Here is a 14057-nt window from a genome sequence, read left to right as displayed (position 1 = left end):
ATGTTCCGCTTCCCGAAGCGTCTCCGGCTCACCGAACAGCCGGATCTTGTTCACAATCGCATAGAGGTTCACCAGCTTCGCCGGGTCGTCGAGGTCATGCCGGAAAGCGTCGCCGAACAGGGTCGATGCCTCGCGGATGAACTCGCCATAGAGCGCTTCCCGGCGCGCGCGGTCCTGGACCAGGAGCGTCGCCCGCTCCTGACTGTGTTGCGTCAGCCATGTGGTTGCGAAGGAGGCCATCGCGCCGATGGCGGACCCCGCGAGCGCGGACAGCGCGGGAATGTAGGCCGCGTCCATCGGCGGGAGGCCTCAGGCCCCGCGCTTCGGTTGGGCCGCCAGCCAGTCGCCGTAGCGCCGCTGCGAGAGCCACGCGTCCCCTGAGGGCGTCAGCCAGGGGCCGCCGAGGACCACCCCGAAATACGGTGCGGTGTCGTCCGTGCGGACTTCGTGCGTCTCGCCGAGGCCCTGGAAGTGACGCTTCACCAGCTCGACCATCGGCAGCCGCTCAGGGCCGGCGATCTCGACCATGCCGTTCCGCGGTGGCGCCAAGGCGGCCTCGGCGACCTTCGCCGCCACGTCGGCCGACGCGATCGGCTGGATCGAGGCGGAGGTCACGCGCGCGACGCCGTCGACGAGGGCGGCGCCCGCGATCGCGGCGACGAACTCGAAGAACTGCGTGGCGCGAACGAGCGTCCAGGGCACGCCGGCCGCGGCGATCAGTTCCTCCTGGGCGAGCTTGGCGCGGAAGTAGCCGCTGTCGAGCAGGCGCTCGGTCCCGACCACCGAGAGCGCGACGTGGTGGGAGACGCCGGCCTGCGTCTCGGCCGCGGCGAGGTTTCGTCCGGCGCGGACGAAGAAGTCCATCGCCGCGTCGTCGGTGAACGAGGGCGCGTTGGCGACGTCGACCACCACGCCGGCGCCCTTCAACGCTTCGGCGAGTCCCTCGCCCGTCACGGCGTCGACGCCCGTGTTCGGCGAGGCCGCGCGGACCTCGTGGCCGGCGGCCTTCAGGGTGGTGACGACCTGCGAGCCGATCAGCCCCGTGCCGCCGATGACGACGATCTTCATGTGACGCTCCGTTTCCACGCCGGTCCCGTCGGGACGGTCGAAGGGATGACGAGGAGCGCCCCTCGCCGTGTGACATCGGCGCGAACAATCGATGAGGCCGATGGGGCCCGGCGAGGACTTGACCCCCGGGGATGCCTGGGCCGGGGCGGCCCTGAGCGAGAGGCCGTTCCGGTTCGGATCGACCGGGACGGCGCGCGACTTCACGGATGCATCCTCGGGGCGGATCCCGAGGATGCATCCGTGTCGACGAGGCGCCCCTGCGCGACCCCGGTCCGCCGGAGGACCGGGGTCGGCACGGACTCGCGCTCTCAGTAGTCCCAGAACACGGGAACCCACCGAAACGCGTCGCCGTCGACCGCGACCCGGCCGACCGACGGGAACGGCAGGTGCGTGGCGATCAACTGCTCGCCGGTCGCCGCCAGTTCCCGCAGGAGCCGGACGCGAACGCGCGCCGCCTCCTCGGGATCGTGTTCGAAGCCGTTGTGCCAGTCCGGGTGCTCGAACCCGACCGAGAACACGGCGTCGCCGGCGAAGGTCAGCCGATCGCCGCCGGATGCCAGACGGACCACGCTGTGCCCCGGCGTGTGCCCGCCGGTCCGGTGGACGCTCACGCCCGGCGCGACCTCGTGCGTCTCGTCGAACAGTCGCAATTGACCGCGGTACGCGTGCGCGAACCGCTCGGCGGCCGCACGCAGGGCGTCGGGGAACCCCTCCGGCATGTCGACGTGAGCGAAGTCCGGCGCTTCCCAGAACCCGACCTCGGCGGCCGCCACGTGGATCCGCAGGTCCGAGCGCAGCCGCTCCTTCACGCCGTCGACGAGGAGGCCGCCGACATGGTCCATGTGCATGTGGGTCAGCACCACGTCGGTCACGGACGCGAGATCGATTCCCACGGCGTCCAACCGCCTGATCAGCTGCCCTGCCCGCGGGAGGTTCAGGTTCGGATCCAGCCCTAGTCCGGCGTCGACGAGGATGGTCTGTCCGCCGCTGCGGACCACCACCACGTTCAACGACCAGTCGAACGCGTCCTGCGGCAGGAACATGTCGTCGAGCCAGGCCGCCCTCACGGCCGGCTCGACGTTGTGGCCCAACATCTTGGTCGGCAGCGGCAGCACTCCATCGCTGACGACCAGCACGTCGATCTCGCCGATCCGCACCGCGTAGCGCGAGGGCACCAACTCCTCACCTCCCATGCGGGGAGGGCCAGCATATCCCCGATCCGTCCGCCCGGTGTCGGCAGGTCCTGCATCCGTCATCGTCATCCCTTTCGCGGGACGCGCGTGCGTCGGTTTCGGCGGTCGCGAAACGCGCGTCATGCCGCGAGGACGAGACTGGGTCGGCCGATGTGACATGGGCGATGAAGCCGAAGCCATCGCCCGCCGGTGACGGGTTCTCTTCGAGGACCGTGCCGTGCAGGCGGCCTCGTCTCCCCGTGTCGCCATCGTCGGACGCGTCGTCACCCGGTGCCCGAGAGCGCAGGTTCTTTTGGAAGCGCAGGTTCTTTTGGAAGCGGACGTTCCCCGGGCCTGCGAAGGGTCGATCGCAGCCCCGCACACGGGGGCGCACGCCGCGCGGTTCGCGCCGCCTCGGGGCCGGGACGGCGCGCGGCGCGCGTCAGCCCGCAGTCATGGGCTTGGAGCTGGCATGGCCGCAGGCGTCGTAGCGGCGCTCGATGAAGAAGTAGTCCTTCATGGTGGTGTTGAAGTACTTGGCCGAGACGGAGACCTCGCGCTTGCCGGGCCGCCCCTCGGTGACGGCGCTGGGCACCCGCTCGATGGTGCAGCACTCGGTCTTGTCCCCGAGATAGTCGAGCCGGTTGGCATAGGCCCGCCCGCCGTGATCGCCGTTCTTGACGATGTCGCGGATCATGATGTCGACATAGGCCTCGTCGGGCAGGGTCGCGTTGGTCTCGTAGCAGATCAGCAGGCGGGTCGACTGCTCGTAGAGCAGGTAGCCCCCACCGGCGATCGCCGTCGCGAAGAAGGCGATGAACGCCGCCTGCGCGGCCCATCCCTTCGGTTTCTCCTCACCGGCTTGCGCCATTGCAGTCACACACCTTCGCGGGCCGGGCCGGCGCCGCCCGGGGGGCGCGGGACATGGCTTCGCCCGCACGCCGGACGACGCGCAGGGCCGAGCTTGCGCCGAAAATCATGACAAATGGTTTCGGAAAATCGCGATGTTCGTCGCGTTCCGGACATCGGGGGCGGCCGGCGGGGTCACCCCGCTTCCGACCGGACGGATGCCGCAGGACGCGGACCTGCTCGTCAGGGCGCGATCCGGTCGAACCGGTCGCTCAACCCGGCGAGATCGCCCGCGAAGGTGGCGAGGTCGGCGCTGAGCTCGCCGTGGATCGCCTGGGCGGCGTCGGGAAACTCCGCCAGCACCCGGCGCATCAGGGTCGGGGTGATGCGGACCACCTCGGCGGGGCTCGCCGCGTCGGCGTCGCAGGGACGTTCGCCGCGCTGGAACAGGGCGAGGCGCCCGATCAGGCCCGACCGCCCGACGGTGACGGGGGCGGCGCGGCCGCCCCGCGGGGTCAGCGTGAGGCTGCCCGACATCACCACGTAGCCGCCATCGCCGCGCTCCCCTTGCGCGAACAGGCGCTCGCCCGCGGCCAGGCTGCGGCGCTCGGCGGCGAAGGAGAGCAGGCGCAGGGCATCCCGGCCCATGAAGCCGAACAGCGGGGCGGCGCTCAGAATCGCGATGTCGTCGTCGAGCCCCACCTGCCGCCCTTCCTGCGCCGCGCTGCCGGAGCAGCTTAGCCGAACCGCCGGGCGCGTGAAACGGCGGGGTTTCGCGGGTCCGCGCGGCGCTGCCGGAAGCCGAGTCTTCGGCCGCGGAGCTTGCCGGGCGATCGCGGTCGACGGATCGGATCGGCGCATCGCGGCAGCGGGGGCCGAGGCCCGGGTGCCCTTCGCCGCGCGGAGGCTCGCGAGCCCGCCGAAGGGTCGAGAGACCCGACCCGACGCGGTCGGGCGCGGTCCTAGGGCAGCAGCTTGTAGCCGCCGCCCTCGGTGACGAGGATCGCGGCCAGGGCCGGATTCGGCTCGATCTTCTGGCGCAGGCGGTAGATGTGGGTCTCGAGGGTGTGGGTGGTGACCTGCGCGTTGTAGCCCCAGACCTCGGCGAGCAGGGTGTCGCGGCCGACCACCTCGCGGCCCGCCCGGTAGAGGAAGCGCAGGATCGCGGTCTCCTTCTCCGTGAGCTTCAGCTTCGAGCCGCGCTCGCCCACCAGCAGCTTGGCGCCGGGGCGGAAGGTGTAGGGGCCGATCTGGAACACGGCGTCCTCGCTGGCCTCGTGGCTGCGCAGGTGGGCGCGGATGCGCGCCAGCAGGACGGCGAACTTGAACGGCTTGGTGACGTAGTCGTTGGCGCCGGCCTCCAGGCCCTCGACCGTGTCGTCCTCGGAATCCTGCGCCGTCAGCATGATGACCGGGCCGCGATAGCCGCTGCGGCGCATGGCGCGCACGGCCTCGCGCCCGTCCATGTCGGGCAGGCCGACATCCATCACGGCGAGGTCGATCCGGTCCTCGGTGACGCGCGTGAGGGCGCTCTGTCCGTCGAGGGCCGTCAGGACGGTGAATTCATCGTACAGATCGAGCTGCTCCATCAGCGTCTCGCGCAGCGAGGCGTCGTCGTCGCAGATCAGCAGGCGATGGGTATTCGGCATCGACCGAAGAACTTTCAGGCAGTTTGCAGGACAAGCCGTTGGTCCCGGGGGACCATCGGCGGGCGGTGACGATCAGGATCAACGGTTGCAGCGACTTCCGGCGGCCCCATGATGACACGGGGTCACTGTCTTGATGTATGTAAATCACATTGTGCACATTAAACCAAGAATCCCGGCTGCGCACAATACGGTTGTGCGCGGCCTAACCGCGCCGAACGGCGGAGACCTGCGAAAAGTTTCAGGGCGCCCGGCGGATTGGCAGCTCGGCGCGGCCGCGCGATAAGCGCCCTCATGAAGCGGACCACCCTTCCCCGCCTGCGCGTGCGCGCCCTGGTGACCGACCGCAGCCGGGGCCAGCTCCTCGCCGGGGCGGCCGTCCTGCCCTGCGCCCTCGGGCGGAGCGGGATCGCCCAGGTCAAGCGCGAGGGGGACGGCGCCTCGCCCCGGGGCACGTTCCGCCTGCGCGGCGGGGTCTACCGGCCGGACCATTTCGCGAGCCGGCCGGCGAGCCCCCTCCCCCTGCGGGCGAGCGCCCCCGGCGACGGCTGGTGCGACGACGCCCGGGACCGGCGCTACAACCGGCCGATCCGCCTGCCCGCCCCGGGGGTCGGGCACGAGCGGATGTGGCGGGAGGACGGGCTCTACGACCTCGTGGTCGACCTCGACTACAATCGCGGGCCGATCCGGCCCGGCCGCGGCTCGGCGATCTTCCTGCACGTGGCCCGGGGCGGCTTCCTGCCCACGGAGGGCTGCGTCGCCCTGCGCCGTCCCGACCTCGTCCGCCTCCTGCGCCGGATCGGCCCGGGCACCCGCATGCGGATCGGCTGACGCCCCTCAGGCCGCGCGGGACCGCAGGGCGGCGAGGCTCGCCGCCGCCGCCGCGTCGAGGGGCGTGTGCGGCTCCGCGCCGAGCCGGGCGACGAGGCGCGCGTTGTCGAGTTCTAGGGTGGTCGGCCAGAGATAGCGCATCTCGATCACCTCGCGCAGGAAGGTGACGAAGGGCGCCCCGACATAGACCGGCGCCCAGGCGAAGGGCCGGACCGGCGGCCGGCGGCCACCGGGTCGCGCCGCCGCCGCCGCCACCGCCTCTGCCATGGCGCGCCCCTGCAGGTGATGCCCCCGGAAGTTCAGGCGCAGCCGGCGCGGCAGGGTCGCCGCGTCGTCCAGGAGGCGCGCGAAGGTCTCGGCGAGGTCGGGCAGGTAGGCCCAGGCATGCCCCGCGCCCGGGATCTCGGGGGTCACCACCCGGCGCAGGGGCCGGCCCCCCCGCATCAGCACGGTGGTGACCCAGGAGCTCGGCGCGCGCGGTCCGAAGAAGTCGCCGGCGCGGACGATCAGGTGATCGAGCCCTTCGGCGGCGTCCAGCATCGCCTCCATCTCGACGCGGACCGCGCCCTTGCGGGTGCGCGGACGGCACGGCGCGTCCTCGCCGATGCGCGGCCCGGCCTCGGGGGCGTAGACGTAGAGGTTGCCCGGCATGACGAGGCGGGCGCCCGCCGCTTGCGCCGCCGTGATCGCGTGGGCCAGCATGGGAAGCGCGAGGCCGCGCCAGTCGCGGTAGCCGGGCGGGTTCACCCCGTGGAACAGGATGCGGGCGCCCTGGGCCGCCGCCAGCATGTCGGCCTCCCGCAGGGCGTCGCCCGCGACCCAGTCGACCTGCGCGGGGCCGCACCGGCGCGCCCTGTCGGGGTCGCGCGCCAGGCCCCGCACCCGCCAGCCGTGCCGGCGCAGCGCCTCCGCCACCGCCCCGCCGATTCCGCCCGTCGCCCCGGTGACCAGGGCCAGCCTGTCCGTCATCGCATCCGCCCTTCCGTGAAACGCCGCCGAGGATGCGAAGCCACGGGCTCAACGCATATTGCCGAAAGGCGGCGACCTGCCATACGAAACCGTATGGCCGAGCCGGACTGGCACCTGTGGCGGGCGTTTCTCGGGGTGATGCGCGCGGGCAGCCTGTCCGGCGCCGCGCGCGACCTCCGGCTGACCCAGCCCACCCTCGGCCGCCAGATCGCCGCCCTGGAGCAGAGCCTCGGCGCGACCCTGTTCCTCCGCGCACGCGACGGCCTGCGGCCCACCGACCGGGCCCTCGGCCTCCTGCCCCAGGCGGAGGCCATGGCCGCGGCGGCGGCGGCCCTCCTGCGCGGCGCCTCCGGCGACACCGACGCGATGCGGGGCCGCATCCGCCTCACCGCCAGCACCTTCCTGGGGGGCCTGGTGCTGCCGCCGATGCTCGCCCGCTTCCACGAGGCCCATCCCGGAGTCGATCTCGAGCTCTCCCTCAGCGACCGCACCGAGGACCTGCTGCGCCGGGACGCGGACCTCGCCGTGCGCAACGTGGCCCCGACCCAGGGCGCCCTGGTGGCCCGTCGCATCGGCACGGCGCCGGTCCGGTTCTACGCCCACCGGGCCGACGCCGCGCGCCGGGGCCTGCCCGCGACGGCGGCGGAACTCGGGCGCCACAGCCTGATCGGCCGGTCCGTGCATGCCGCGCGGGTGCGCCCGACGCTCGGCCACGACCTGACCTTCGCCTTCGCCTGCGCCTGCGACGACGACCTCGGGCTGCTGGCGGCCCTGCGGGCCGGCTTCGGCATCGGCTATTGCCAGGAGGGCGTCGCTCGCCGCGACCCGGACCTCCTGCCGGTCCTGCCCGATCTCGTGCTCGCCGAGGTCGGGATCTGGCTCGTCATGCACGAGGACCTGCGCGCCACCCGCCGCATCCGCGCACTGTTCGATCACCTGGCCACGGGACTGGCGGGGTATCTCACCAATGAATTGCCGGCTTAGTATTCGTATAACTGGCTTTTCTTTTCCGCGGCTCTCCGGCTTTTCCCTGCGCCCGATCGGGCCTTCTCCATGCGGGCGGCCTCCTCCACCGCTCATCCCGGGGCCGCGTAGCGGAGCCTCGAAATGACGCGGCGGTGAGGGCCGTCAGCGTGACGTGCGTGAGAGGCCGGAGGGAGAGGCCGGAGGGAGAGGCGGAGGCCCCTCCCCCTCTCCCTCAGGCCACCGCCTCGGCCGAGGCCGCCGTCAGCGCCGTCATGTTGACGATGCCGCGGACGGTGGCGGTGGGGGTAAGGATGTGCACGGGCCGGGCCGCCCCGAGCAGGATCGGGCCGACGGAGACGCTCTGGCCGGCCACCACCTTCAGGGCGTTGAAGGTGATGTTGGCCGCCTCCAGGTTCGGCATGACGAGGAGGTTGGCCTCGGCGGTGAGGGCCGAGTCCGGCCGCAGGCGGCCGAGGAGGGTGGGGCTCAGCGCGGTGTCGGCCGACATCTCGCCGTCGATGGCGAGATCCGGCGCCTGGGCGCGGATGAGCGCGAGGGCCTCCTGCATCTTGCGCGACACCGGATCGTCGACGCTGCCGAAATTCGCGGACGAGACCAGGGCGACGCGGGGCGTCTGGCCGAAGCGGCGCATCTCCTCGGCGGCCAGCACCGTCATCCCGGCGATCTCCGCGGCGCTGGGGTCGCGGTGGATGTAGGGATCGCAGATGAACAGCGTGTGCCGGGGCAGCTGCAGCAGGCCCATGGCGGCGAGGCCCTGGACGCCGGGCTTCAGGCCGATCGCCCCGGTCACCTCGGCGAGATGGGCCGGGTAGGTGCCGGTGGTGCCGCAGAGCATGCCGTCGACCTCGCCGGCGGCGAGGAGCCGGGCGGCCCGCACCGTGGCGCCGGTCTCGGGTCCGGTCTCGGCGACGTGGACGTCCGTGCCGATGCGCAGGCGCAGGCCGAGGCTGGCGATCCGGCTGGCGATGGTCTCGGCGCGGCCGACCAGGACCGGCGTGGCGAGGCGCTCGTCGACCACCACCTGGGCGGCGCGCAGCACGCGGTCCTCCTCGCCCTCGGCATAGGCGATCCGCTTGGCGCCGGCCTCCGAGGCGGCGGCGAAGACCGGCTGCATCACCGTGCCGGAGGTGTAGACGAGACGCTCCAGGGAGCGGCGGTAGGACTCGATGTCCTTGAACGGCCGGGCGGCGACGCCGCTGTCGATGGCGGCCTGGGCCACCGCCGGGGCGACGGTGGTGATCAGGCGCGGATCGAAGGGGCGGGGGATCAGGTAGTCGGGCCCGAAGCGCAGGTCCTGGGCACCGTAGGCGGCGGCCACCACGTCGGATTGCTCGGCATGGACGAGGTCGGCGATGGCGCGCACGGCGGCGAGCTTCATCGCCTCGTTGATCTCGGTGGCGCCGACGTCGAGGGCGCCCCGGAAGATGAAGGGGAAGCACAGGACGTTGTTGACCTGGTTCGGGTAGTCCGACCGGCCGGTGGCGATGAGGCAGTCCGGCCGGACCTGCTTGGCGAGCGCGGGCAGGATCTCCGGGTCGGGGTTGGCGAGCGCCAGGATGATCGGCTTGTCGGCCATGCCGGCGACCATCTCGGGCTTGAGGACGCCGCCCTGGGAGACCCCGAGGAAGATGTCGGCGCCCGCGACCGCGTCGCCCAGCGTCCTGGCCTGCGTGTCCCGGGCATAGGCCCGCTTCTGCGCGTCGAGGGAGGCCATCCGGTCGGTGGAGACCACGCCGCGGGAATCGCAGACGAGGATGTTCTCCTTCTTCAGGCCGAGGCCCACCAGGATGTTGAGGCAGGCGATGGCGGCCGCGCCCGCGCCCGAGCAGACCAGGGTGGCGGATTCGATCGGCTTGCCCACCACCTGGAGCGCGTTGATCAGGGCGGCGGCGGCGACGATGGCGGTGCCGTGCTGGTCGTCGTGAAAGACCGGGATCTTCATGCGCTCGCGCAGCTTCGTCTCGATCACGAAGCACTCGGGGGCCTTGATGTCCTCGAGGTTGATGCCGCCGAAGGTCGGCTCCAGCCGGGCGACGGTCTCGATGAACTTCTCCGGGTCGGTCTCGTCGACCTCGATGTCGAACACGTCGATGCCGGCGAACTTCTTGAACAGGCAGCCCTTGCCCTCCATGACCGGCTTGCCCGCGAGCGCGCCGATATTGCCCAGCCCGAGCACCGCCGTGCCGTTGGTGATGACGGCGACGAGGTTGCCGCGCGAGGTCAGGCTGTAGGCCTCGTCGGGCTCGTGGTGGATGGCCATGCAGGCGGCGGCCACACCCGGGGAATACGCGAGCGCGAGGTCGCGCTGGGTGCTCATGTCCTTGGTCGGCTGGACCGAGATCTTCCCCGGCGTCGGGAAGCGGTGATAGTCGAGGGCGGCCCGGGTCAGGGCGGCCTCGGTGCCGGCATCGGCATTGGCGGCGGCGCCCGCGGTGCGCAGGTCGGTGTCTTTGCTCATGGTGCGATCCTTCGGTTTCGGGTGACAGGCGCCGTCCGCCCCGCCGGGGGCGGGGTCGGTGGCATCCGGATGGGATGGTGGAGAAATCCTGCGTGTCGGCGGATCAGGACGGACCGGGATCCGCCGGCGAGTCCGGCTCTGGCTCGGGCGGCTCGGGCTCTGGCTCTGGCGGCCCCGCTGCCGGCGGCGCCGGACCGGGTCCGCCCGCGGCCGCCCGGCGCCCCTCGGCGAGGAGGTCGAGGGCCTGCGCCCGGGCCAGGTCCCAGTCGCGCCGGGCCCAGCTCATCTGGCGGTGCAGGTAATCCTGCTGGAGCCGCAGCATCGCCGGCAGGCTGCGCGCCGACATCAGCCCCTGCACCAGGGTGAGGTTGGCGGCGATCTGCCGATGGATGTTGCGGGCCATCAGCCGGCCCGCGGCCTGCAGGTCCGCGTCGACGTCGGCGCGCGCCGCGCGGCGCATCGTGGCGAGACGGTCGAGGGTGCTCTCGACGGCCTCCGTGACGGCATCGCGGGCGGCCTCGGCGCGCCGGAGGGCCGGGTCGGATGCGGGCTCGTTCGATGACATCAGCGCGTCTCCCGAAGCCGGAGCCCGATTGGGCTCCGCGAGGACCGCACCGGCCTCGGCGCGGTCCTGTCTTCCCGATGCAGCCCGCGATCCGCGGAATCGGCCTTCGAAGACCGATCTCAGTGACCGGCTTTCTTCGGACCGTCCTTCCGGGGCATGTAGAGGTCGGTGATGGTGCCCTCGAAGGCTTCGGCCGCCAGTCCGATCGTCTCCGACAGGGTCGGGTGGGGATGGATGGTCAGGCCGATATCCTCGGCATCCGCCCCCATCTCGATGGCGAGCGCGGCTTCCGCGATGAGGTCACCGGCATTGGGGCCGACGATGCCGCAGCCGAGGATGCGGTCGGTCTCCGGGTCGAACAGGACCTTGGTCAGGCCCTCCTCGCGCCCCAGCGCCAGGGAGCGCCCGGAGGCCGCCCAGGGGAACACGCCCTTGCCGACCTTGATGCCCTTCCCCTTGGCTTCGTTCTCGGTGAGGCCGACCCAGGCCACCTCCGGGTCGGTATAGGCGACCGAGGGGATGACCTTGGCGTCGAAGGCGCTGGCCTTGCCGGCGGCCACCTCGGCCGCGACCTTGCCCTCGTGCGTCGCCTTGTGGGCCAGCATCGGCTGGCCGACCACGTCGCCGATGGCGAAGATGTGAGGCACGTTGGTGCGCATCTGCTTGTCGACGGCGATGAAGCCGCGCTCGTCGACGGCCACACCGGCCGCCTCCGCGCCGATGCGCTTGCCGTTCGGGCGCCGCCCCACCGAGACCAGCACCTTGTCGAAGGTGTCGCTGGCCGGCGCGGTGCCGCCCTCGAACGAGACCTTCAGCCCCTCCGGCGTCGCCTCCACGGCGGTGACCTTGGCCTTGAGGTGGATCGCCTCGTACTGCTTCGAGATCCGCTTCATCAGCGGCGTGACCATGTCCTTGTCGGCGCCGGGGATGATCTGGTCCATCAGCTCGACGATGGTCACCTTCGATCCGAGCGCGTGGTAGACGGTGGCCATTTCCAGCCCGATGATGCCGCCGCCGATCACGAGGAGGCGGGCCGGCACGCCGTCGAGCTCCAGCGCCCCCGTCGAGTCGAGGACCCGCGGGTCGTCGTGCGGGATGAAGGGCATCTGCACCGGCTCGGAGCCGGCCGCGATGATGGCGTGGTCGAAGCCGATCACGCGGGTCCTGCCCTCGTGCTCGACCGCGACCTGGTTCGGGCTGACGAAGCGGGCCTCGCCCGTCACCACCGTGACCTTGCGCTGCTTGGCCAGCCCGTTGAGGCCGCCGGTCAGGCGCTTGACCACCCCGTCCTTCCAGTCGCGCAGCTTGTCGATGTCGATCTGCGGCGCGGTGAAGGAGATGCCGTGCGCCGCCATGGCGTGGCTCTCGTCGATGACCTTGGCGGCGTGCAGCAGGGCCTTGGACGGGATGCAGCCGACGTTGAGGCAGACGCCGCCCAGACTCGGCCAGCGCTCGACCAGCACCACCGACTGCCCGAGATCGGCGGCCCGGAAGGCGGCGGTGTAGCCGCCGGGGCCGGCGCCGATGACGAGGACCTGGGCGCGCATCTCCTCGCCGGAGACGGGGGCCGCCCCCTTCGGAGCCGGCGCAGGCGCCGCCCCGCCGGTGGCGGTGGCCGAGGAGCCGTAGCCGGCCTGGCCCTCGCCCGGGGCATGGCCGGGCGCACCGGCGCCGTTCGCGGGCGCACCGGCGCCCGCCCTGGTGGTGTCGGTGACGGCGGGCTTCGGCGCGCCGGCGGCCTCCGCCATCACCAGGATCAGGTCGCCCTGGCTGACCGCGTCGCCCGGCTTGATCCGCACCTCGGCCACCGTGCCGGCCACCGGGGACGGGATGTCCATGGTCGCCTTGTCGGATTCCAGCACGATGATCACGTCGTCGACCGAGATCACGTCGCCGGGGCTGACGCTGACCTCGATCACGGGCACGTTCTTGAAGTCGCCGATATCCGGCAGATGGACGTCGTTGCTGCTCATCGCTTCACCTCACTCGTTGTTTCGCGCAACCGGGCCCCGTCAGACGACGAGGCGCCGGACGTCCTCCAGGACGTGGGCGAGGTGGCGGGCGAAGCGCGCGGCGAGCGCGCCATCGATGACGCGGTGGTCGTAGGAGAGGGAGAGCGGCACGATCAGGCGCGGCTTGAACTCGGTGCCGTTCCAGACCGGGCTCATCTTCGAGCGGGCGACGCCCAGGATGGCGACTTCCGGCGCGTTGACCAGCGGCGTGAAGGCGGTGCCGCCGATGCCGCCGAGGCTGGAGATCGAGAAGGTGGCGCCCTGCATGTCGGCCGCCCCGAGCTTGCCGTCGCGGGCTTTCGCCGAGATCGCGCCGAGGTCGCGGCTGATCTCGATGATGCCCTTGCGGTCGGCATCCTTGATCACCGGCACGACGAGGCCGTCCGGCGTGTCGACCGCCACGCCGATGTTGTAGTAGCGCTTGAGGATCAGCGCGTCCTTCTCGGGCGCGAGCGAGGCGTTGAACTCGGGGTGCTTGCGCAGGGCCGAGACCGCGGCCTTGATCAGGAAGGCCAGCAGGGTGACGCGGTAGCCCTTGTCCTTGAGCTCCTTGCCCTGGTTGTCGAGTTCCTTGCGGTAGGCGTCGGTCTCGGTGATGTCCGACTCGTCCTGGTGGGTGACCAGCGGCACGTTGAGCCAGGACCGGTGCAGGTGCGCGCCGGAGATCTTCTTGATCCGCGAGAGGGGCTGGGTCTCGATCGGGCCGAACTTCGAGAAGTCGACGGCCGGGATCTCCGGGATGCCCATGCCGCCGGAGAAGGCGGCCGTGCCGGAGGCGGCAGCGGCGGGCGCCGCCGAGCGGGTGAGGTGACCCTTCACGTCCTCCTTGGTGATCCGGCCCTTCTCGCCGGTGCCCTTGACCGCATTCAGGTCGAGGCCGAGCTCGCGGGCGAGGCGCCGCACGCCGGGGCTGGCATGGACCTGCGAGAAGTCGGGGAGGTTGCCCGCGGGCGCGGCCGAGGGGGCGGGCGCAGGGGCGGCCGGGGCGGCGCCGGGCGCCGGCTCCTGCTTGGCCAGCAGCGCGGCGCCGTCGGCGCCGGCCGGCGCGTCGGCGGCCTTCTCGGCGGCCTTCGTGTCGCCCTTGGCGCCCTCGCCCTTGAACACGAGGAGCGGCGAGCCCTCGCTCACCTTGTCGCCGAGCTTGACCAGGATCTTCTCGACCACGCCGGCGCTCGGCGAGGGCACGTCCATGGTCGCCTTGTCGGATTCCAGCGAGACCAGCGGGTCGTCGGGTCCGATCGTGTCGCCCTCCTTCACGTGGATCTCGATGATCGGGATGTCCTTGAAGTCGCCGATGTCCGGAATCTGGATCTCGATGCCCACTGCGCGTTCTCCCTGGCTGAGTCGGAGCCTCTCGCGGGCTCCCTCGTCCGGTGGTGTGTTCGGTGAAAGGTCGGGAAGTCTGGTGCGCCGGCCGCGGCGGAGGCGGCCGGCCCTCGGCGGGTTCGCATCGGCAAGTCGATGCGAACCCGCTTCGCTCTCGATGTGCCGCGGGTTTCT

At 71.9% G+C, this 14057-nt stretch carries 13 protein-coding genes; 2 read left to right on the top strand and 11 right to left on the bottom strand.

Going from position 1 to position 14057, the window contains the following annotated elements; all coding sequences use genetic code 11:
• The 6 genes from ACLBWX_RS14000 to ACLBWX_RS13975 form a co-directional block, all read right to left on the bottom strand.
• A partial coding sequence (locus ACLBWX_RS14000; RefSeq protein ID WP_447677659.1) for a hypothetical protein occupies positions 1-297 on the bottom strand: 297 nt, incomplete at its 3' end.
• Positions 298-309: 12 nt separating this feature from the next.
• Positions 310-1068 carry an SDR family oxidoreductase gene (locus tag ACLBWX_RS13995; protein WP_447677658.1) on the bottom strand — a complete coding sequence of 253 codons (759 nt, stop codon included), beginning with the start codon at positions 1066-1068 and terminating at the stop codon, positions 310-312.
• Positions 1069-1376: 308 nt separating this feature from the next.
• On the bottom strand, positions 1377-2330 hold the full coding sequence (locus ACLBWX_RS13990) for an MBL fold metallo-hydrolase (protein WP_447677657.1): 954 nt from the start codon (positions 2328-2330) through the stop codon (positions 1377-1379).
• A 352-nt stretch (positions 2331-2682) separates the two neighbouring features.
• Positions 2683-3111, bottom strand: coding sequence for a hypothetical protein (locus tag ACLBWX_RS13985; RefSeq protein WP_447677656.1), 429 nt, complete (start codon positions 3109-3111; stop codon positions 2683-2685).
• Positions 3112-3332: 221 nt separating this feature from the next.
• Entirely contained in the window at positions 3333-3791 is a 459-nt protein-coding gene (locus ACLBWX_RS13980) for a cyclic nucleotide-binding domain-containing protein (protein WP_447677655.1), read from the bottom strand.
• A 260-nt stretch (positions 3792-4051) separates the two neighbouring features.
• Positions 4052-4738 carry a response regulator transcription factor gene (locus ACLBWX_RS13975; protein WP_447677654.1) on the bottom strand — a complete coding sequence of 229 codons (687 nt, stop codon included), beginning with the start codon at positions 4736-4738 and terminating at the stop codon, positions 4052-4054.
• A gap of 291 nt (positions 4739-5029) precedes the next feature.
• On the opposite strand from ACLBWX_RS13975, the gene ACLBWX_RS13970 reads away from it, so the two are divergent.
• Positions 5030-5566 (top strand): L,D-transpeptidase family protein, encoded by a 537-nt coding sequence (locus ACLBWX_RS13970; protein WP_447677653.1) that lies wholly within the window; start codon positions 5030-5032, stop codon positions 5564-5566.
• 6 nt (positions 5567-5572) lie between these two features.
• Here the strand turns inward: ACLBWX_RS13970 and ACLBWX_RS13965 are convergent, their stop codons facing one another.
• The gene (locus tag ACLBWX_RS13965) at positions 5573-6535 is read right to left on the bottom strand and encodes an NAD(P)H-binding protein (protein WP_447677652.1); all 963 of its coding nucleotides are present in this window, start codon (positions 6533-6535) and stop codon (positions 5573-5575) included.
• 93 nt (positions 6536-6628) lie between these two features.
• On the opposite strand from ACLBWX_RS13965, the gene ACLBWX_RS13960 reads away from it, so the two are divergent.
• The gene (locus tag ACLBWX_RS13960) at positions 6629-7519 is read left to right on the top strand and encodes a LysR family transcriptional regulator (protein ID WP_447677651.1); all 891 of its coding nucleotides are present in this window, start codon (positions 6629-6631) and stop codon (positions 7517-7519) included.
• A gap of 214 nt (positions 7520-7733) precedes the next feature.
• Here the strand turns inward: ACLBWX_RS13960 and ACLBWX_RS13955 are convergent, their stop codons facing one another.
• The 4 genes from ACLBWX_RS13955 to aceF all read right to left on the bottom strand — a co-directional run bounded on the left by ACLBWX_RS13955 (position 7734) and on the right by aceF (position 13880).
• On the bottom strand, positions 7734-9980 hold the full coding sequence (locus ACLBWX_RS13955) for an NADP-dependent malic enzyme (protein ID WP_447677650.1): 2247 nt from the start codon (positions 9978-9980) through the stop codon (positions 7734-7736).
• A 103-nt stretch (positions 9981-10083) separates the two neighbouring features.
• Positions 10084-10545 carry a hypothetical protein gene (locus tag ACLBWX_RS13950; protein WP_447677649.1) on the bottom strand — a complete coding sequence of 154 codons (462 nt, stop codon included), beginning with the start codon at positions 10543-10545 and terminating at the stop codon, positions 10084-10086.
• Positions 10546-10664: 119 nt separating this feature from the next.
• Positions 10665-12518 carry a dihydrolipoyl dehydrogenase gene (gene lpdA / locus ACLBWX_RS13945; protein ID WP_447677648.1) on the bottom strand — a complete coding sequence of 618 codons (1854 nt, stop codon included), beginning with the start codon at positions 12516-12518 and terminating at the stop codon, positions 10665-10667.
• A gap of 39 nt (positions 12519-12557) precedes the next feature.
• Complete coding sequence (gene aceF, locus ACLBWX_RS13940) at positions 12558-13880, bottom strand: dihydrolipoyllysine-residue acetyltransferase (RefSeq protein WP_447677647.1); 1323 nt, start codon at positions 13878-13880, stop codon at positions 12558-12560.
• Positions 13881-14057: the final 177 nt, after the last annotated feature.

This window comes from Methylobacterium sp. M6A4_1b (genome assembly GCF_053345175.1).
The sequence above is the reverse complement of the archived record's forward strand: the minus strand, read 5'-3'. Positions and strand labels throughout refer to the sequence as shown.